We start from the raw sequence: 18,902 nt of genomic DNA on the forward strand, positions 1-18,902 counted from the left end.
CGAAATTCAGCCGCGCGTGAGCGCGATGGACAACGGGCCGCGGCGATGCGCGGCCCGGTCCGGAGTTTTCTTGGGGGGCTTATTCCATCACGGGGATCGAGAATTCGCCGCCTTCCTTGATGCCCGACGGCCAGCGCGCGGTCACGGTCTTGGTGCGGGTGTAGAACTTGAACGCATCGGGCCCGTGCTGGTTCAGGTCGCCGAAGGCCGATTTCTTCCAGCCGCCGAACGTGTGATAGGCCAGCGGCACCGGGATCGGCACGTTGACGCCGACCATGCCGATGTTGATCCGGTTGGCGAAATCGCGCGCCGCGTCACCGTCGCGGGTAAAGATCGCGGTGCCGTTGCCATATTCGTGGTCCATCGCCAGGCCCAGGGCTTCTTCATAGCTCTGCGCCCGGACGGTGGTCAGGACCGGGCCGAAGATCTCGGTCTTGTAGATGTCCATGTCGCGGGTCACGTTGTCGAACAGGTGCGGGCCGACAAAGAACCCGTCTTCATAGCCCTGCAACTGGAACCCGCGCCCGTCGACGACCAGTTTCGCGCCCTGGTCCACGCCCGACTGGACCAGCCGTTCGATATTGGCCTTGGCGGCGGCGGTCACGACCGGGCCGTAATCCACGTCATTGCCCGCGGTGTAGGGGCCGACCTTCAGCTTTTCGATGCGCGGCACCAGCTTTTCGATCAGCCGGTCGGCGGTCTCGTCGCCCACCGGAACCGCGACCGAGATCGCCATGCAGCGTTCGCCGGCCGCGCCGTAGCCGGCGCCGACCAGCGCGTCGGCAGCCTGGTCCATGTCGGCATCCGGCATCACGATCATGTGGTTCTTGGCGCCGCCGAAACACTGCACCCGCTTGCCGTTGGCGCAGCCGGTCGCGTAGATGTATTCGGCGATCGGGGTCGATCCGACAAAGCCGACCGACTGGATCACCGGATGGTGCAGGATCGCGTCCACCGCCTGCTTGTCGCCGTTCACCACCTGCAGGATGCCCTTGGGCAGCCCGGCCTCTTCCATCAGTTCCGCCAGCATCAGCGGCACCGACGGGTCACGTTCGGACGGTTTCAGGATAAAGGCGTTGCCGCAGGCGATTGCCGGGGCGAACATCCACATCGGGATCATGGCGGGAAAGTTGAACGGGGTGATGCCCGCCGTCACGCCCAGGGCCTGGCGCATCGAATACATGTCGATGCCGGGACCGGCGCTGTCGGTGAATTCGCCCTTCAGCATCTGCGGCGCGCCGATGCAGTATTCGACCACCTCGAGCCCGCGCTGCACGTCGCCGGCCGCATCGGGCAGGGTCTTGCCGTGTTCGCGGCTCAGCGCCTCGGCCAGCTTGTCCATGTCGCGGTTGAGCAGGGCCACGAATTTCATCAGCACGCGGGCGCGGCGCTGCGGGTTGGTGGCGGCCCAGGCCGGCTGCGCGGCGGCGGCAAATTCGACCGCGCGGTTCAGCTCTTCCTCGGAGGCCAGCGGCGTCTGCGCCTGCACCTCGCCGGTGGCGGGGTTGTAGACATCCGCGAACCGTCCGGATGTGCCTTTGACATGTTCGCCGTTGATGTAGTGGGTCAGTTCCTGCATCGCCGTCCTCCTCTGGAATCGCGTGCGTTCGTTTCGTGAATGCGCTGGCAACATAGGCTTGCGGAAATGCCCTGAACAGAGGCAAGATCCCAAACAGGTTTTGCAGGATTGCAAAGGCAGGTGCCGATGACACCCCAATGGGACGATCTGCGCGTCTTCCTCGCCGTGGCGCGCGAAGGCAGCCTGTCCGGCGCGGGCCGGGTGCTCAAGCTCGACCCGGCGACGGTCGGGCGGCGGGTCGCGCGGCTGGAGGCGGCGGTCAGCGCGCCGCTGTTCGTGAAATCGCCGCAGGGCTACCTGCTGTCGGCGGCGGGCGAACGGTTGCTGGAACATGGCGAGGCGGCCGAGCAGGCGGTGCGGTCGGCGACAGAGGCGCTGGCGGGTTCGTCCGGGAGCCTGTCGGGGCAGATCCGCGTCGGCGCGCCGGATGGCTGCGCCAATTACCTGCTGCCCCGCGTCTGCGCCGGGATCGCCGATGACAACCCCGAGCTCGACATCCAGATCGTGGCGCTGCCGCGGGTCGTCAACCTGTCGCGGCGCGAGGCCGATATCGGCATCGCGGTCAGCCCGCCCGCCGCCGGGCCGCTGCTGGTTCAGAAGATCACCGATTACCGGCTGAGCCTGGTGGCGTCGCGCCGCTATCTGCGCCGGACCGCCCCGATCCGCTGCCTCGGGGACCTGCGCGGCCGCCGCGTGATCGGCTATATCCCGGACATGATCTATGACGCCGAACTGGATTACCTGCGCGATCTGGGTATCGAGCGGGTGGCGCTGGCCTCGAACTCGGTTCCGGTGCAACTGCGCCTCGCGGCGCAGGGTGACGGGCTGTGCGTGGCCCATGATTTCGCGCTGCCTGCCCACGGATCGCTGCGCCGGGTGCTGCCGGACCTGATCGCGCTGCGGCGCAGTTTCTACCTGCTGCGCCACCAGGGCGACCGGCGCAGCGTCCGGCTCAGCCGGTTCGCCGAGGCGCTGGCGGCCGGGTTGCGCGACGAGGTGGCGCGACTCGAAAGCCTGACTTGACTCGATGGCCCATTGCGGCAACGCTTTGCCTGCAAGGCCATATTTCGCGGAGGTGTCCTGATGCTCGTGCAGCAGATTCTCAAGTCCAAGCCGCAACAGGGTGTGCTGACGGTGTCACCCGATGCCTCGGTGGCCGAAGCCGCCGCGATACTCGCGGACAGGCGCATCGGTTCGGTGGTGGTGTCCGAGGATGGCGGCAAATCCGCCACCGGCATCCTGTCGGAACGTGACATCGTGCGGGAACTTGCGAAATCCGGCGGCGACTGCCTGCAGAAATCCGTGGGCGACTACATGACCCGCAACCTGGTGACCTGCAACAGCCAGGCCAGCGTGCAGGAAGTGCTGACCCAGATGACCGAAGGCCGGTTCCGCCACATGCCGGTGGTCGACAATGGTGACATGATCGGCCTCGTGACGATCGGCGATCTGGTCAAGGCGCAGCTGTCCGAGGTCGCGATGGAGAAAGAGGCGCTGGAAGGCATGATCATGGGGCATTGACGCCCCGCCCGCTACGGTTCATGCATCCGCGCAAATCAATGCGACAGGGCAGGAGGCCGCCATGCGCATAGGGCTGTATCCCGGCACGTTCGATCCGATCACGCTGGGCCATATCGATATCATCCGCCGCGCGACCCTCATGGTCGACCGCCTGGTGATCGGGGTTGCGATCAACCGCGACAAGGGGCCGTTGTTCACGCTCGAGGAACGCGTCGAGATGATCGAGGCCGAATGTGCCTCGCTGTCGAAGCTGACCGAAACTGAGATCATCGCGCATCCGTTCGAGAACCTGCTGATCAACTGCGCCCATGACGTGGGCGCGCAGGTGATCGTGCGCGGCCTGCGCGCCGTGGCCGATTTCGAATACGAATTCCAGATGGTGGGCATGAACCGGGCGCTGGATGATTCCGTCGAGACCGTGTTCCTGATGGCCGATGCGCGCCGGCAGGCGATTGCGTCGAAACTGGTCAAGGAAATCTGCCGGCTGGGCGGCGACGTGTCGAAATTCGTCACCCCCCAGGTCCGCAACGCGCTGCTGGAACGGTTGGGACAGTCCGAGCCTGCCTGAGCGGGCTTTCCTCCTCCGGTTCGGGACCGGTGCTTTCCCGTCAGTATGTTGGTGACGGCCCTGGCGGCAGGGGCAGGGCCAGATAGGCGCTCGCCGGCAGACGAACCACGCCGTGCAGGTGCAGCGCATCGCGGTCCGCCCGGTCGAGATCGGCAATCGCCCCGGCCAGCGCGTCGAACAGCGGTTCGGGATCGGTCCCGGCCGCGGTGATATAGGGCAGGGCGGGGGTCGCGGCGGTCTGCGCCAGCACCCGCAGCGCGGCGATGCCGGGCGCCCGCGTGTCGCGCAGGATCTCCCATGTGACCGCATCGAGCGCGGCGAGATCGGCCCGCCCCTCCGCCACCGCCCTTGCCGATGCGGCATGGCCACCGGTTCGGCACAGTTGGCGCGGCATCGGGATGCCCCGGTCGGAGAAATGGGCCGCAGGCGCGGCCCAGCCGGATTGCGACAGGCCCTCGTTATAGGCAAAGACCGCATCGGCAAAGGCGGGCAGGTCGTCGCGGGGATCATCGGTGCGGGCCACGATGACCGATCGGTAGTGGCCGGGCGGGCAACCGGGCAGGCGGTGATCCGGCGCCCCGACCAGCGTGACCCGCGCATGCAACCGGGCGCGATAGGGCAGCCCGCAGGTCTGCGCCAGCAGCAGGCGGGGCGATTGCCACGCCTCCCAGGCGTCAGTGTCCCGGTCGAGTGCCGGCGGATATGTATCCGGCCCCGTCTCCAGCCGCGCCCGGATGTTCCGCCACAGCCGGTCATGGGCATCGTGCAGCCCGGGCAGGTCATACATGCCCAGCCTGGCCAGCCGGCCGGGCGACCCTGCCGTGTCAGCCACGGGCCGCCTTTTGCCGCGCCAGTGCGCTGTCGCGGTCGTTGACGCCCAGCAGGCTGGCCACCAGCCGCAGCAGCGCATCCTCTTCCTGCGCGCGTTCGCCGTCCGCCAGCGCCACCGACCACAGCGATTCGACCACCGACCGGCGGTCCTCATACGCCACCGCGTCCTTGATGGCGCGGGTGAAGCGCACGGTGTCGGGGGCCTCGGTCTCGAGCTGTTCGGCCCGGCCCCGCAGCTCGGCGGCGCCGGTGGCGGACAGCCCGTAGCGGTCGCCGATCACCTGGTCGATGCGGGCAATTTCGGTCGCGTCATACTGCCCGTCCGACCGCGCCACCCGCACCAGCAACGCCGCCAGCGCCAGTTGCGCGTCGTTCTCGTCCAGCCGCTCGGGTTCCGGTTGCACCAGCCGTTTCAGGAATTCTGCGAACATATGCCTACTGCGCCTCGTGCCCGGTGGGGCCGCCGCTGTTCCGGCCGGCGCGTTCGGCGATGCGGGTTTCGACCCGGTCGCGGGATCCGTCGCTGTCGATCTTGCTCAACCCCATGGTCTTGCGCGCGTCTTCGAGAATGTCGATCTCGGCCTCGTTGATCTCGCCGTCGGCCAGGACGATCTCCCACAGCGCGTCGAGCGCGGCCAGCCGTTCCTCCATCCCGGTGGTTTCGCGGATCAGCTTGGCGAAAGTGTCCGATTCCGGCGCGGCGGCGTGCAGCTTTTCGCAGGTGGCGCGCACCTTTGCCGCCTCGATGGCGTTGTGCTGGTAGAGGCGGGCCAGGATGCGGTCGATCAGGCCGATCTCCTCGACCTTGTAGTTGCGGTCCGATTGCGCGACCCGCACGAGAAGCGCACCCAGCGCCAGTTCCGCGTCGGGATCGGGCAGGGACACAGGTTCAGGCGGCCGGAAGGCCTGGAACAGCTTTTTCAACATGGGGCAGAGCGTAACCTCACGCAGAAGTTACGCCAAGAGCGCGAACGCCCCTGGCGGCAAAAACCTGCGGGCCCGGTCACGCGGACCGCGCCAGCGCATCCAGCACCCGTGCCCAGGAACGCATGCCCTTGTGAAAGCTGGTCACGTCGTATTTCTCGTTCGGCGAATGGATCGCGTCGTCTTCGTTGGCAAAGCCGATCAGCATGGTATCGAGCCCGAGGATTTCCTTGAAATACCCGGCGATGGGGATCGAACCGCCCATGCCGACCAGCACCGCCTCGCGATTCCATTCATCCGACAGCGCCTGCCGGGCCTGTTCAAACTCCGGCCGGTCCGTATTCATCACCGCCGCGGGCGACCCGTCGAGGCTGCCGTCCCAGCGTACCTCGGCATCGGGCGACAGCCGGGCCTCGACATGGGCGCGGATCTTGTCGCGCAGCCGGTCGGGATCCATGTCACCGACCAGCCGGCAGGTGAACTTGCAATGGGCCTGGGACGGAATGACGGTCTTGGTCCCGGCCCCCTGGTAGCCGCCCCAGAGCCCGTTCACCTCGAGCGTTGGGCGCGCCCATTGCTGTTCCAGCGCGGTATAGCCCTGTTCGCCGTGGGGTTGCGTGAAGCCGACGCTTTCGAGATAGAGCTTTTCGTCGAAACCGCAGCTTTCCCATTGCCGTTTCAGGTCGTCGGGCACCTCGTGCACGCCGTCATAGAAACCGTCCACCGCGACCCGGCCGGTCTCGTCGTGGAACGAGGCGATGATGCGGGCGATTTCCCTGAGCGGGTTCAGCGCCGGCCCGCCGTAATGGCCCGAATGCAGGTCGATCCGGGGGCCGACGATGGTGAATTCGTCCTTCAGCATCCCGCGCAGCTGCGAGGCGATCGAGGGCACGCCGGGGGCCACCATCGAGGTGTCGCAGATCAGCGCGAGATCGGCCTTCAGCTCGTCGGCATTGTCGCGCATGAAGGGAACCAGCGACGGCGAGCCGCTTTCCTCCTCGCCTTCGAGGAAAAACGTCAGCTTGCAGGGCAGGGTGCCATGCACCGCCTTCCATGCCCGGCACGCTTCGACAAAGGTCATCAGCTGGCCCTTGTCGTCGGACGCGCCACGGGCGCGGATCACGCGGCCATTGGGGGTGTCCTCGATGCGCGGCTTGAAGGGCGGCGTGTCCCACAGGTTCAGCGGATCGACCGGCTGCACGTCGTAATGGCCGTAGAACAGCAGGTGCGGCCCATCGCCGTCGACATGCCCCACCACCATCGGCCGTCCCGGCGTGTCGCGCCGCGCGGCGGATACCCCGAGCGATTTCAGGTCCTCGACCAGCCATTCGGCGGCGCGGTCGCAATCGGCGGCATAGCTGGGGTCGGTCGAGATCGACGGGATGCGCAGCAGGTCCATCAGGCGGTCCATCGCTGCGTCCAGATCTTCGTCTATACGGTCGAGCACGTCATCAAGCGACATGGGAGGCTCCTTCGGGATGATCGGGGGTCCGGCAGTTTCGCGGCACGGTAGCAGCGTATGTGCCGGTGTCCACCCCGAAGGCGGCCCGGACCGAACCGTCAGAGCCCGCCCGTTCAAGGCCACAAGGCCCGCTGCGGCAAATTCGCCCAAGACCGGCCACGGCCCGGTCGGAACCTTGCCGAAAGTCGAGATGCCGGGTCCGAGGGCCGTTGGGGGAGCCAGGTGCGGCGGGCCGGGCAATGCTCACCACCTCAGGAAGCCCGCATAACATGTTGTGATGCGGGGCAATCCGGTTCGGCACCACCCGCGCGATTCCTGGTTCCTGCACATGACATTGCGTGGCAGGATCTGGCGGTCCCGATCCGCGTTCTGCCCGCGCCTCAGGGCTGCCGGTGACGCGATTAGGGGAAATGTTGTGTCGGGAAAGCTTGATTTTAATCAAGGATCGGTTCCGCCGGTGTCCGGTAATCAGTTGATCATCGCGGTCGCGACATGTAACGACCTATCAGCACGGCCCCGCGGGATACACTGCCCGGCACAGGCCCCAACGATATGGAGGAGCCGGTGGACTACACCGCCAAGCTAGATACCGCCATCGCCCGTCTGCACGAGGAAGGCCGCTACCGGACCTTCATCGACATCGAACGCCGCAACGGGCATTTCCCCCATGCGATCTGGACCCGCCCCGATGGCGAGGAACAGCCGATCACCGTCTGGTGCGGCAACGATTACCTGGGGATGGGGCAGAACCCGGTCGTGCTGGAGGCCATGCACGAGGCGGTCGATGCCGCCGGTGCCGGTTCGGGGGGCACCCGCAACATCTCGGGCACCACGGTCTATCACAAGCGGCTGGAGGCCGAACTGGCCGACCTGCACGGCAAGGAAGCGGCGCTGCTGTTCACCTCGGCCTATATCGCCAATGACGCCACGCTTTCGACCCTGCCCAAGCTGTTTCCGGGGCTGATCATCTATTCGGACGCGCTGAACCATGCCTCGATGATCGAGGGCGTGCGCCGCAATGGCGGCGCCAAGCGCGTCTTCCGTCACAACGATGTCGACCACCTTCGCGAACTGCTCGAGGCCGATGATCCGGCCGCGCCCAAGCTGATCGCCTTTGAATCCGTCTATTCGATGGACGGCGATTTCGGCCCGATCGAGGCGATCTGCGACCTCGCCGACGAATTCGGCGCGCTGACCTATATCGACGAGGTCCACGCGGTCGGCATGTATGGCGCGCGCGGGGCGGGCATCTGCGAACGCGACCGGCTGATGCATCGGCTGGACATCATCAACGGCACGCTTGCCAAGGCGTTCGGCGTGATGGGCGGCTACATCGCCGCGAGCGCGAAAATGTGCGATGCCATAAGGTCTTATGCGCCGGGGTTCATCTTTACCACCTCGCTGCCGCCGGCCATCGCGGCCGGGGCCGCCGCATCGGTCGCCTATCTCAAGCGGGCGCCGGAGCTGCGGGAACAGCACCAGTTGCAGGCCCGGATCCTCAAGACCCGGTTCAAGGCGCTGGGATTGCCGCTGATCGACCACGGATCGCATATCGTGCCGGTGATCGTCGGCAACCCGGTGCATACCAAGTTGCTGTCGGACATGCTGCTGGCCGATTTCGGGATCTACGTCCAGCCGATCAACTTCCCGACCGTGCCGCGCGGCACCGAACGGCTGCGGTTCACCCCGTCGCCGGTCCACGGCCCCAAGGAGACGGATCGCCTCGTTCACGCGATGGATGAGCTGTGGTCGCATTGTGCGCTGAATCGCGCCGAACTCGCCGGGTGACGCCTGCGGGCAGTGGGCAAGTTTCCCGTCCTGTGTTAAGGTTTTGTCAACGATAAGCGCTCACGAATCGTGGTGATGGTTGTGAGACGCGGCGAGGACATGCGGCAGGCAGGACGGAACGGCGGCAATGATCGGGCGCAAATCCCAGCGCGACATAGAGACAATCGATGACGATCAGCCGGTCGTGCTGAAAGGATTCGACGATTACGAGCAGAAGCTCGGCGACATGATGCGCGGCGAACGCGCGACGCTGGGAAAATCGCTGCTGGACGTGCAGCGCGAACTGCGCATCAAGGCCGCCTATATCGCCGCCATCGAAAACAGCGACCCGTCCGCATTCGACACCCCCGGCTTCATTGCCGGCTATGTCCGGTCCTATGCCCGCTACCTGAACCTCGATCCCGACGAGACCTTTGCCACGTTCTGCGCCGAAAGCGGGTTCTCGGTGGCCCATGGCATGTCGCCCGGCGCGTCGTCGCTGCGGCGGGAGGATACGGTGCGCAGCCCTGCAAGGGTCGGGCCGGGGCATGATCCCTTTGCCAAATCCAACCTGCCTTACGCGCCGGTCAAGGATGTGGGCTTTGGCGGCGTCGATCTACGCGCCTTCGGGTCGGTGGCGGTCCTGCTCGCCGTGATCGGCGGTATCGGCTATGGCGGTTTCGCCGTGCTGCGCCAGATCCAGCAGGTCACGGTGGCGCCGGTCGAACAGGCGCCGGTGGTGCTGACCGATCTCGACCCGCTCGACGGGGCCGCCGCGGCGGAAGACGAGGACACCGAGGCGGGGCCGGGAAATTCCCGGATGGCGGCGCTCGATCGGCTCTATCGGCCCGCGGCGCTGGACGTGCCGGTGCTGGTGGCCCGCGATGCGCCGATCTCCACGCTCGACCCGCGCGAACAGGGCGTGTTCGCATCGCCGTCGCTTCGCGCGCCGTTGACCGTGGCCGACAGCCGGGCCGGCCCGCATGGCCAGATCGTCCAGACCCCGCCCCTGCCGGTGCCCCAGGTGGTCGAGGACACCGCACCGGCGCTGCGCATGGTTGCGGTGCGCCCGTCCTGGGTCCGGGTGCGGGCCGCGGATGGCACGGTGATCTTCGAAGGTATCATGGAGGCCGGCGACAGCTATGACGTGCCGGCGACCGAAGAACCGCCAACCCTGCGCGCCGGTGAATCCGGCGCGGTCTATTTCGCGTTGGGCGAAACCCATTACGGGCCGGTGGGCGAACGCGGGCGGATCACCTCGAACCTGCCGCTGTCCATCGCATCCGTCACCGAGCGCTACCAGGTCGCGGATCTCGAACAGGATCGCGACCTCGCGCGGATGGTGGCCGAAGCCCGGGCGGTGACGGCCGAGCCGCTCCAACCCGGCGAATAGCGGCCATTGCGATAGGCCGCCGCGCGGCGTATCAGTCGCGCAGTCCGATCCAGAGAGCGGGGCTTTTGGCCATGTCGATCAACCATGTGCGCCCGTGGCGCAACATCTATCGCCGCAAGTCGCGGCAGGTCATGGTCGGCAACGTGCCGGTGGGCGGCGACGCGCCGATCGCCGTGCAGACGATGACCAACACGCCGACGACCGACGTGGCGGCGACGGTGGCGCAGGTGCAGGCGGCGGCCGATGCCGGGGCCGACATCGTGCGGATTTCGGTCCCCGACAAAGCGTCGTCGCGGGCGCTGCGCGACATCGTTGCAGAAAGCCCGGTGCCGATCGTCGCGGATATCCACTTTCACTATCGCCGCGGGATCGAGGCGGCCGAGGCAGGCGCGGCCTGCCTGCGCATCAATCCCGGCAATATCGGGTCCGAGGAGCGCGTGCGCGAGGTTATCGCCGCCGCCCGCGATCACGGCTGCTCGATCCGGATCGGCGTCAATGCCGGCAGTCTCGAAAAACATCTGCTCGAGAAATACGGCGAACCCTGTCCCGAGGCGATGGTGGAAAGCGGGATGGATCATATCCGCATCCTTCAGGACAACGATTTCCACGATTTCAAGATCAGCGTGAAGGCCTCGGACGTGTTTCTTGCGGCGGCGGCCTATCAGGGCATTGCCGAGGCCACCGACGCGCCGATCCACCTGGGCATCACCGAGGCCGGCGGGCTGGTCAGCGGCACGATCAAATCCGCCATCGGGCTGGGCAACCTGCTGTGGATGGGTATCGGCGACACGATCCGGGTCAGCCTGTCCGCGGACCCGGTCGAAGAGGTCAAGGTCGGGTTCGAGATCCTGAAATCGCTGGGTCTGCGCCATCGCGGCGTCAACATCATTTCCTGCCCGTCCTGCGCGCGGCAGGGGTTCGACGTGATTGCCACGGTGGCCGAGCTGGAAAACCGGCTGGCGCATATCCACACGCCGATGAGCCTGTCGATCATCGGCTGCGTCGTGAACGGGCCGGGCGAGGCGCTGATGACCGATATCGGGTTCACCGGCGGCGGCGCCGGGTCGGGGATGGTCTACCTGGCGGGCAAGGCCAGCCACAAGATGAACAATGACCAGATGATCGACCATATCGTGGACGAGGTCGAAAGACGCGCCGCCGACATCGAGGCGGCGAAAGAGGCGGCCGAATAGGCTGCGGATGCCCCGGCCGGGTGGCCGGGGCGCGGGCGGTCAGCCGCCGCGTTTCTCGGCGATCAGTTCCCCCATGCGGTCGGCGGGCAGGAACCCGCGCAGCAGTTCGTCCTCGAGCACGAAGGTCGGCGTGCCCGAGATCTGCAACCGCTGTGCCAGCGCGCGGGTCTGGGATATCTCCTGCATCACGTCGTCGCTGTCCATCCGGGCCAGGATCGCGTCGGTATCCAGCCCCAGCCCGTTGGACAGGCGGCGCAGCGTAACCTCGGTCAGTTCGCCGGTCATCTCCATCAGCGCGTCATGGGCCTGTTTGTAGGCCTCGGGACCGGCGACCTGTTTCACGGCCACCGCGAATTGCGACGAGGTCATCGACTCCTCGCCCAGGATCGGGAATTCCTTGACGATCAGGCGGATGTTGCCGTCCGTCTCCAGCAGCTTGGCCACTTCGGGCATCGCGCGGCGGCAATAGCCGCAGCGGTAATCGAGAAACTCGACCAGCGTGATGTCGCCATCGGGGTTGCCCCCGACCCAGGAAAACCCGTCATCGAAAATCGCGTCGCGGTTGGCCTCGACCAGGGCGACATCGGCCTGGGCCTGGGCTTCGGCCTGGCGGGCTTCGAGCAGGTTGACCGCTTCGAGGATCACCTCGGGATTGTCCATCAGATAGGCCCGGATCTCGGCGCGGAAGGCGGTGCGCTCGTCGTCGGACATGGCCGACAGGTCGAGCGCCGGCGCAGGGGCGGCCAGCAGGGCGAAACCGGCAACGGCCGGGGCGGCAAGGCGCTTCATCATTTCTTTTTCCTCTTTTTCTTGTCCTGTCGTTCGACGGCAATGACCACATCCTGAGCCCGCTGCCAAGGCCCGGAACCGCGCGGCAGCAGGCCCATGGCGCGGCGGGCGTTGATCCCGGCATCGGGCATGCGCCCCTGCAGGGCATAGCGTTCGGCGGTCAGCAGCGCGGCCATGCCAAGCTGATCGGATTGCGCATAGGCCCGCGACAGGTCGTGCATGACCATCGCGTTGCGGAAATCGCGCGACCGGGATTTCTCGAGCGCGGCCAGCGCATCGCCGGGCCGCCCGGCCGCCAGCAGCGCGCGTCCATGGGCGGCAAGGATCAGCGCATTGTCCGGCGCCAGCTCGACCGCGCGTTCATAGGCGGCGACCGCGGCCGAGACCTGCCGGTGTTCCAGCAGGATCTGCCCCTTGAGTTCGTAGTAGAACGGATCGTCCGGGCGCAGCGACAGCGCGGCGTCGATGCTGGCCAGCGCGCGCACGCGGTCGTGATTGCGGTGATGGGCGACCGCCTCGCGCATGTGTCGCACGTCGGCATGGGGCTCGGCGGGGGCGCGGCGCAGGGTCCAGGCCGGTGCGCGGGTAAACGCCGACAGCTTGCCGCGCGTGCGCGCGAACCAATAGGCGGTGTCGTCCCTGGTCGCGGGCACCTCGGGCTGCGCGGCGGCCAGGCGTTCGGCGGCGCGGATGCGGTCGGCCGACAGCGGGTGCGACTGGGTATAGGGGTCCTGGCGGCTCACGCTGATCAGTTCCTGCCCCTCGAAGGCCCGGTGCAGGTCGACCAGCCCGCCGACATCGATACCGGCCCAGCGCAGGTAGGACGCCGCCGACCGGTCGGCGGCCGATTCCTCGGCGCGGGTATGGGCCAGAAACGACCGGAATGCCGACGAGGTGGTGCCCATGGCGATGCCCCCGGCGGCCTCTCCGGCCCCGGCGGCGGCGGCGATCAGCGCCAGCAGCGTGCCCAGGCCGGCGGCGGTGCCCGCGCTGTCGAGATTGCTCATCCGGCGCGAGATATGTCCGTTGGCGATATGCGCCGCCTCATGGGCCAGAACCGCCTGCAGCATCTCGGGGCGGGTCACCTTCTGGACCAGCCCCGCGTTGACGAAGATGGCGCGGTTGTCGAGCACGAAGGCGTTCATCCGCTGGTCGTCGACCACCAGCAGTTGCGTGCGCCGCGATGACAGCCCGGCGGCCCGCAGGATCGGAAAGGCCATCATCGCGAGCCCGTTTTCGATATCCGGATCCCGCAGCAGCGAAATCGACGCCGCCCGCGCGGGCGGCGCGGCCAGCACGAGCACCACCGCCAGTCCCAGCACCAGCAGGCGGGACAGGTGCGGGGCAGGGGGACGGGTGCCTCGAATAGCCATCACCGCAGCTATGGGTGATGGTCCGGTGAAACTCAACCCGCTCGCGCGGGCTTCGCCGGAACGTGATGAAACCGGCGTGACGTGGCGCGCCACGCGCGGGTTTTCGCCCGATCGTGTTTTGACGAAGTCGAACGGGGTGCCTATATAGGCCGAACCGCGCGGGCAGAGGTTTTCAGGTGCTGAGATTTGTTGCGTCATTCTTCGGGGCGATCTTTTCGCTGCTGACCCTCGGCATCGCCGCGGTGGCCCTGTCCATAGGGGCGGTGTTCTGGGTCTATGGGCGCGATCTGCCCAGCCATGAATCGCTGGCGCAATACAAGCCGCCGACGATCAGCCGGATCTATTCCGGCGAAGGCCACCTGATCGACGAATTTGCCCGCGAACGGCGGCTCTATGCGCCGGCCGACGAGATCCCCGACCTGGTCAAGCAGGCCTTCATCAGCGCGGAAGACAAGAATTTCTACCAGCACCACGGCTATGACACGCGGGGCATCGCCGTGGCCGCGTTCGAGGCGGTGAAATCGCGCGGCCAGAACGTGCGCGGCGCCTCGACCATCACCCAGCAGGTGATGAAGAACTTCCTGCTGTCGGGCGACCGGCGGATCGAACGCAAGATCAAGGAAATCATCCTCGCCACCCGCCTGGAGGAAACGCTGGACAAGGACCAGATCCTCGAACTCTACATGAACGAGATCTTCCTCGGGCAGAACTCCTATGGCGTGGCGGCGGCGGCGCAGACCTATTTCAACAAGACGCTGGCCGAACTGGCGCCGCATGAGGCGGCCTTCCTGGCCTCGCTGCCCAAGGCGCCGAGCGACTATCACCCGGTCCGGCAGAAGGAGCGCCTGCGGGCCCGGCGCGACTTCGTGCTGCGCGAGATGCGTGAAAACGGATACCTGAGCAACGAGGAATACAAGGTCGAGGTCGCCGCGCCGCTGCGGTCGGTGCAGAACGGCGATTTCCCCAGCTTCCGCACCGCGCTGCCGCCACGGGACTACTTCACCGACGAGATCCGCCGGCAGCTTTCGGAATCCGGTCGGGTTCCGGGGATCGAAGACGAGGATTCCTTCTTTACCGGCGGCTACACGGTGCGGGCCACCATCGACGAGGAAATGCAGGTCGTGGCCGCCCGCGCGCTGCGCGCGAAGCTCGAACAGTATGACCGTGGAACGGGGATCTGGCGCGGCACCCGCAAATCGATCCCGGTCGAGGCGCTCGGGGACGAGGCCAGCTGGCGCGAGGCGCTGGGCGATGTGGATGTGCCGCGCGACATCGTGCTCGAGGACGAATGGCATCCCGCCGTGGTGCTGGAACTGGGCGCGTCGGACGCGCGGATCGGGATCGAGGGCGTGGACGAGGACGCGGACGGTCACTGGATACCGGCCAAGGACGTGCAATGGGCCCGCAAGCTGGGCAAGGACGGGCGCCTGAGCAGCCGTGCCAAGGTGGCCGCCGACCTGCTCGAACTGGGCGAGGTGGTGCTGGTGCGCCGCATGACCGACGACAAGGATGGCAGTTTCATCCGCTGGACCCTGCGCCAGGTGCCCCGCGTGCAGGGCGGGTTCGTCGCCATGGACGTGAATTCCGGCCGGGTTCTGGCGATGCAGGGCGGCTTTTCCTACCAGTCCTCGGTGTTCAACCGCGCCACCCAGGCGATGCGCCAGCCGGGGTCGTCCTTCAAGCCCTTCGTCTATGCCGCGGCGCTGGATTCCGGGTATACCCCGGCCACCATCGTCGTCGACGCCCCGATCGAGATCAACACCCCGCAGGGCCTGTGGCGGCCCAAGAACGCGTCGAACAAGTTCTACGGGCCCGCGCCGCTGCGCACCGGGATCGAACGGTCGCGGAACCTGATGACGATCCGGCTCGCGCAGGAGGTGGGTATGCCGGTGGTTGCCGGATATGCCGAACGGTTCGGCGTCTATGACCGGATGAAGCCGTTTCTGGCCAACGCGCTGGGGTCGCAGGAAACCACGCTCTACAAGATGGTGTCGGCCTATGCCATGTTCGCCAACGGTGGCGAACGGGTCGAGCCGACGCTGGTCGACCGGATCCAGGACCGCTATGGCAAGACGATCTATCGTCACGACGAACGGGCCTGCGTGGATTGCTCGTCGCCGGCGCTGACGCCGGGCTGGGGGCCGCGGATCGAAACCAACCGCGAACAGGTGATGGATGCGATCACCGCCTACCAGCTCACGTCGATGATGAAGGGCGTGGTCGAACGCGGCACCGCCAGCGGCGCCGTCAAGCTGCCGGTGCCCACCGCGGGCAAGACCGGGACCACCAACGACGCCCGCGATGTCTGGTTCATCGGGTTCACCTCGAACATCGTTGCCGGCTGCTATATCGGCTATGACCAGCCCCGCCCGATGGGGCGGAGCGCCTATGGCTCGAGCATGTGCGGCCCGGTGTTCCAGAACTTCATGAAAAAGGCCGTCGCGAAATACGGGGGCGGGCCGTTCGACGTTCCGCCCGGCGGGCATTTCATCAAGATCAACCGCTTTACCGGCGCCCGGCTGCCAGACAATGCGAGCGGGCCGAACGTGGTGGCCGAGTATTTCCGCGACGGGGCCGATCCCGTGTTCGGCGTGGCCTTTGACGGCGGGTTCGCGATGGGGTCCAACCTGCCGCTGGTCGAAGAGGCCCGCGCCGGCGGTCAGCAAGTCACCACCTCGACCGGCAAGAAAGCGGTGGTCGGGCCCAAGGCGACCTTTGGCACGGTGACATCGGGCGGGCTCTACTGACCGCTTGCCCGCCTATCCGTGCTGGTCTATCACCGTCGCTCAGTCAGCCGAACATGCGAGGGCATACATGCGCGCCGAGACGCAGAACATCGTGGCCGAGATCGAAAAGTCGCTGGACCTGCTGGCCCAGCGCATGGACCGGGAAACCGCGCCGCACCGGCTGGAAGAGTTCAACGCGCGGGTCGAGGACCCGAACCTCTGGGATGACCCCGCCGCGGCGCAGAAGCTGATGCGCGACCGCCAGATCCTGGTCGATGCGATGGAAACCTATGACGGTATTCGCCAGGACATGTCCGATAATGTCGAGCTGATCGAACTGGGCGAGATGGAGGAGGATGACGAGGTCGTCGCCGAGGCCGAACAGGCGCTGAAGGCGCTGGCCGAAAAGGCCGCGCAGAAAGAGCTCGAGGCGCTGCTCGACGGCGAGGCCGATGGCAACGACACCTTTCTCGAGATCAATGCCGGCGCCGGCGGCACCGAGAGCTGCGACTGGGCCTCGATGCTGGCGCGGATGTATGTGCGCTGGGCCGAGAAGAAGGGCTACAAGGTCGAACTGCAATCCGAAAGCGGCGGCGACGAGGCCGGGATCAAGTCCGCCACCTACAAGATTTCCGGCCAGAATGCCTATGGCTGGCTGAAATCCGAAAGCGGGGTGCACCGTCTGGTGCGGATTTCACCGTTCGACGCGGCGGCCAAGCGGCACACGTCGTTTTCCTCGGTCTGGGTCTATCCGGTGGTCGACGACAATATCGAGATCGACGTGAACCCGGCCGATATCCGCATCGACACCTATCGCAGTTCGGGCGCGGGCGGTCAGCATGTCAACACCACCGACTCGGCGGTGCGGATCACCCACCATCCGACCGGGATCGTGGTCACCAGTTCCGAGAAATCCCAGCACCAGAACCGCGACATCGCCATGAAGGCGCTGAAATCGCGGCTCTATCAGCTCGAACTGGACCGGCGCCACGCCGCCATCAACGAAGCCCACGAGGCCAAGGGAGATGCCGGCTGGGGCAACCAGATCCGGTCCTATGTGCTGCAGCCCTACCAGATGGTGAAAGACCTGCGCACCAACCACGAAACCTCGGATACAAAGGGGGTTCTGGACGGGGACCTGGACGGGTTCATGGCAGCGACGCTGGCGCTGAACGTATCCGGCAAGAGCCGGGCCGAGGCGCAGGGCGACGCGTAGCGCGGGCGGCCTGCCGGTTGCCGGTGCCGGAGATGAGATAATCCTGTCGCGGTGCCGGCCCGGTGGGCGTCGGAGCGAGGACGCGCAAAGGCTTTTCATGTCAAATATCAGGGGCTAGGCTCGGACGGATGCTGTAACGCGAGGTGCCGCCCGTGACCCTGACAACGCGATCCGCCGCCGAAATCCTGGCCGACCTGTCGGCGCGGCGCCTGAGCGCCGAAGACCTGATGCGCGCCACGCTCGCCCGTATCGAGGCAGTCAACCCGTCGCTCAACGCCATCGTCGATCTACGCGATGCGGACGATCTGCTCGCCGAGGCCCGGGCGATGGACGCGGGCCCGGTCGGCGGGCCGCTGCACGGGTTGCCGATCGCGGTGAAGGATCTGGTGAATGTCGCCGGAATCCGGTCGTCGCAGGGGTCGCCGATCTTTGCCGATCATGTTCCCGACAGCGATGATCTGATCGCGGCCCGGATGCGTGCGGCGGGGGCGATCCTGATCGGCAAGACCAACACGCCGGAGTTCGGGTTGGGCAGCCACACGTTCAACCCGGTGCATGGCGCGACCGGCAACCCCTACGATCCGGCGCGAACCTGCGGCGGGTCGTCGGGCGGGGCGGCGGTGGCGCTGGCGACCGGGATGGTGGCGCTGGCCGACGGGTCGGACATGATGGGCAGCCTGCGCAACCCGGCCGCCTGGAACAATGTCTACGGGTTCCGCCCCTCCTGGGGGCTGGTCCCGTCCGAGCCGGTGGCCGACGGTTTCCTGCACCAGCTGGCGACGCTCGGCCCGATGGCGCGCAGCCCGGCCGACCTGGCGCTGCTGCTCGACGTGATCGCGGGGCCGGACGCCCGGGTGCCGCACCGGGTGCCGCATGAACCGGTGTCGCCGCTGGAACCGGCCGACCCGTCCGGCCTGCGCATCGGGTGGCTCGCCGACTGGGGCGGCGCGTTCCCGATGGAGGAGGGGATCCTCGATCTGTGTGGCGATGCGCTGGCGGTGCTGGCTGACCTGGGATGCCATGTCGAACCGGTCGCGCCGCCGTTTGACGCCGAAACCATGTGGGAGGCCTGGGTCACGCTGCGCAACTGGCAGGTCGGGGCGAGCCTGGGGCTGCTGGCCGCCCGGCAGGCGGATCTGAAGGACAGCGCGCAATGGGAACTGGAACGCGGCCTGGCGCTGAGCGCGATGGACGTGCATCGCGCCAGTGTCACCCGGTCCGAATGGTTCCGCGCCTGCGCGGCGCTGTTCGGGCGTTACGACGCCCTGATCCTGCCTTCGGCGCAGGTCTGGCCCTTCGATGTGAACCGGCCCTGGCCGACCGAGATCGCCGGGCAGGCGATGGATACCTATCATCGCTGGATGCAGGTGGTGGTGCCGGTGAGCCTGCTGGGCCTGCCGTCGCTGGCGGTTCCGGCGGGTTTCGGCGCGGCGGGCCTGCCGATGGGACTGCAGATTTTCGGACCGCGCGGGTCCGATGCACGGGTGCTGGCACTGGGCGCGGCCTATCACGAGGCGACCAGGTGGCCGCAGACACGGCCGGCGATGCCGAACGGTTAGA

The 18,902-nt window shown here is 67.0% G+C and carries 16 protein-coding genes; 9 read left to right on the plus strand and 7 right to left on the minus strand.

Annotated elements, in window-relative coordinates:
- Nucleotides 1–79: 79 nt before the first annotated feature.
- Entirely contained in the window at nt 80–1,579 is a 1,500-nt protein-coding gene (locus C6Y53_RS16225) for a CoA-acylating methylmalonate-semialdehyde dehydrogenase (RefSeq protein WP_106473396.1), read from the minus strand.
- A gap of 126 nt (nt 1,580–1,705) precedes the next feature.
- Here C6Y53_RS16225 and C6Y53_RS16230 point away from each other — a divergent pair, with 126 nt between their 5' ends.
- The 3 genes from C6Y53_RS16230 to coaD all read left to right on the plus strand — a co-directional run bounded on the left by C6Y53_RS16230 (nt 1,706) and on the right by coaD (nt 3,668).
- On the plus strand, nt 1,706–2,602 hold the full coding sequence (locus tag C6Y53_RS16230) for a LysR family transcriptional regulator (protein WP_106473397.1): 897 nt from the start codon (nt 1,706–1,708) through the stop codon (nt 2,600–2,602).
- A 60-nt stretch (nt 2,603–2,662) separates the two neighbouring features.
- Nucleotides 2,663–3,100 (plus strand): CBS domain-containing protein, encoded by a 438-nt coding sequence (locus tag C6Y53_RS16235; protein ID WP_106473398.1) that lies wholly within the window; start codon nt 2,663–2,665, stop codon nt 3,098–3,100.
- A 61-nt stretch (nt 3,101–3,161) separates the two neighbouring features.
- A complete protein-coding gene (gene coaD / locus C6Y53_RS16240) occupies nt 3,162–3,668 on the plus strand; it encodes a pantetheine-phosphate adenylyltransferase (RefSeq protein WP_106473399.1) in 507 nt (168 codons plus the stop codon).
- A 40-nt stretch (nt 3,669–3,708) separates the two neighbouring features.
- Here coaD and C6Y53_RS16245 read toward each other — a convergent pair whose 3' ends face one another.
- From C6Y53_RS16245 to C6Y53_RS16260, 4 genes are all read right to left on the minus strand, one after another.
- Nucleotides 3,709–4,500, minus strand: coding sequence for a phosphate/phosphite/phosphonate ABC transporter substrate-binding protein (locus tag C6Y53_RS16245; protein ID WP_244614857.1), 792 nt, complete (start codon nt 4,498–4,500; stop codon nt 3,709–3,711).
- Complete coding sequence (locus C6Y53_RS16250) at nt 4,493–4,930, minus strand: tellurite resistance TerB family protein (protein WP_106473401.1); 438 nt, start codon at nt 4,928–4,930, stop codon at nt 4,493–4,495. The genes C6Y53_RS16245 and C6Y53_RS16250 overlap by 8 nt, the downstream gene beginning before the upstream one ends.
- A 4-nt stretch (nt 4,931–4,934) precedes the next feature.
- Complete coding sequence (locus C6Y53_RS16255) at nt 4,935–5,426, minus strand: tellurite resistance TerB family protein (protein WP_106473402.1); 492 nt, start codon at nt 5,424–5,426, stop codon at nt 4,935–4,937.
- Between the two features lie 76 nt (nt 5,427–5,502).
- Nucleotides 5,503–6,885, minus strand: a complete 1,383-nt coding sequence (locus C6Y53_RS16260) for a dipeptidase (protein ID WP_106473403.1) — start codon at nt 6,883–6,885, stop codon at nt 5,503–5,505.
- A 564-nt stretch (nt 6,886–7,449) separates the two neighbouring features.
- On the opposite strand from C6Y53_RS16260, the gene hemA reads away from it, so the two are divergent.
- From hemA to ispG, 3 genes are all read left to right on the plus strand, one after another.
- Entirely contained in the window at nt 7,450–8,673 is a 1,224-nt protein-coding gene (gene hemA, locus C6Y53_RS16265; protein ID WP_106474147.1) for a 5-aminolevulinate synthase, read from the plus strand.
- Nucleotides 8,674–8,800: 127 nt separating this feature from the next.
- Nucleotides 8,801–10,045: a helix-turn-helix domain-containing protein gene (locus C6Y53_RS16270; protein ID WP_106473404.1), complete on the plus strand. Its 1,245-nt coding sequence runs from the start codon at nt 8,801–8,803 to the stop codon at nt 10,043–10,045.
- Between the two features lie 71 nt (nt 10,046–10,116).
- Nucleotides 10,117–11,238, plus strand: coding sequence for a flavodoxin-dependent (E)-4-hydroxy-3-methylbut-2-enyl-diphosphate synthase (ispG, locus tag C6Y53_RS16275; RefSeq protein WP_106473405.1), 1,122 nt, complete (start codon nt 10,117–10,119; stop codon nt 11,236–11,238).
- A gap of 39 nt (nt 11,239–11,277) precedes the next feature.
- Here the strand turns inward: ispG and C6Y53_RS16280 are convergent, their stop codons facing one another.
- Complete coding sequence (locus C6Y53_RS16280; RefSeq protein WP_106473406.1) at nt 11,278–12,030, minus strand: DsbA family protein; 753 nt, start codon at nt 12,028–12,030, stop codon at nt 11,278–11,280.
- On the minus strand, nt 12,027–13,400 hold the full coding sequence (locus tag C6Y53_RS16285) for a M48 family metalloprotease (RefSeq protein WP_106473407.1): 1,374 nt from the start codon (nt 13,398–13,400) through the stop codon (nt 12,027–12,029). Before C6Y53_RS16285 ends, C6Y53_RS16280 begins: the two co-directional genes overlap by 4 nt.
- 176 nt (nt 13,401–13,576) lie before the next feature.
- Between C6Y53_RS16285 and C6Y53_RS16290 the strand changes: the two genes are divergently transcribed.
- The 3 genes from C6Y53_RS16290 (at nt 13,577) to C6Y53_RS16300 (ending at nt 18,901) form a co-directional block, all read left to right on the plus strand.
- A complete protein-coding gene (locus C6Y53_RS16290) occupies nt 13,577–16,147 on the plus strand; it encodes a penicillin-binding protein 1A (RefSeq protein ID WP_106473408.1) in 2,571 nt (856 codons plus the stop codon).
- Nucleotides 16,148–16,214: 67 nt separating this feature from the next.
- Nucleotides 16,215–17,342, plus strand: coding sequence for a peptide chain release factor 2 (gene prfB, locus C6Y53_RS16295; protein WP_106473409.1), 1,128 nt, complete (start codon nt 16,215–16,217; stop codon nt 17,340–17,342).
- 152 nt (nt 17,343–17,494) lie between these two features.
- Nucleotides 17,495–18,901, plus strand: coding sequence for an amidase (locus C6Y53_RS16300; RefSeq protein WP_106474148.1), 1,407 nt, complete (start codon nt 17,495–17,497; stop codon nt 18,899–18,901).
- Nucleotide 18,902: the final 1 nt, after the last annotated feature.

Source organism: Pukyongiella litopenaei, from assembly GCF_003008555.2.
In the GTDB taxonomy this organism is placed as follows: Bacteria; Pseudomonadota; Alphaproteobacteria; order Rhodobacterales; family Rhodobacteraceae; genus Pukyongiella; species Pukyongiella litopenaei.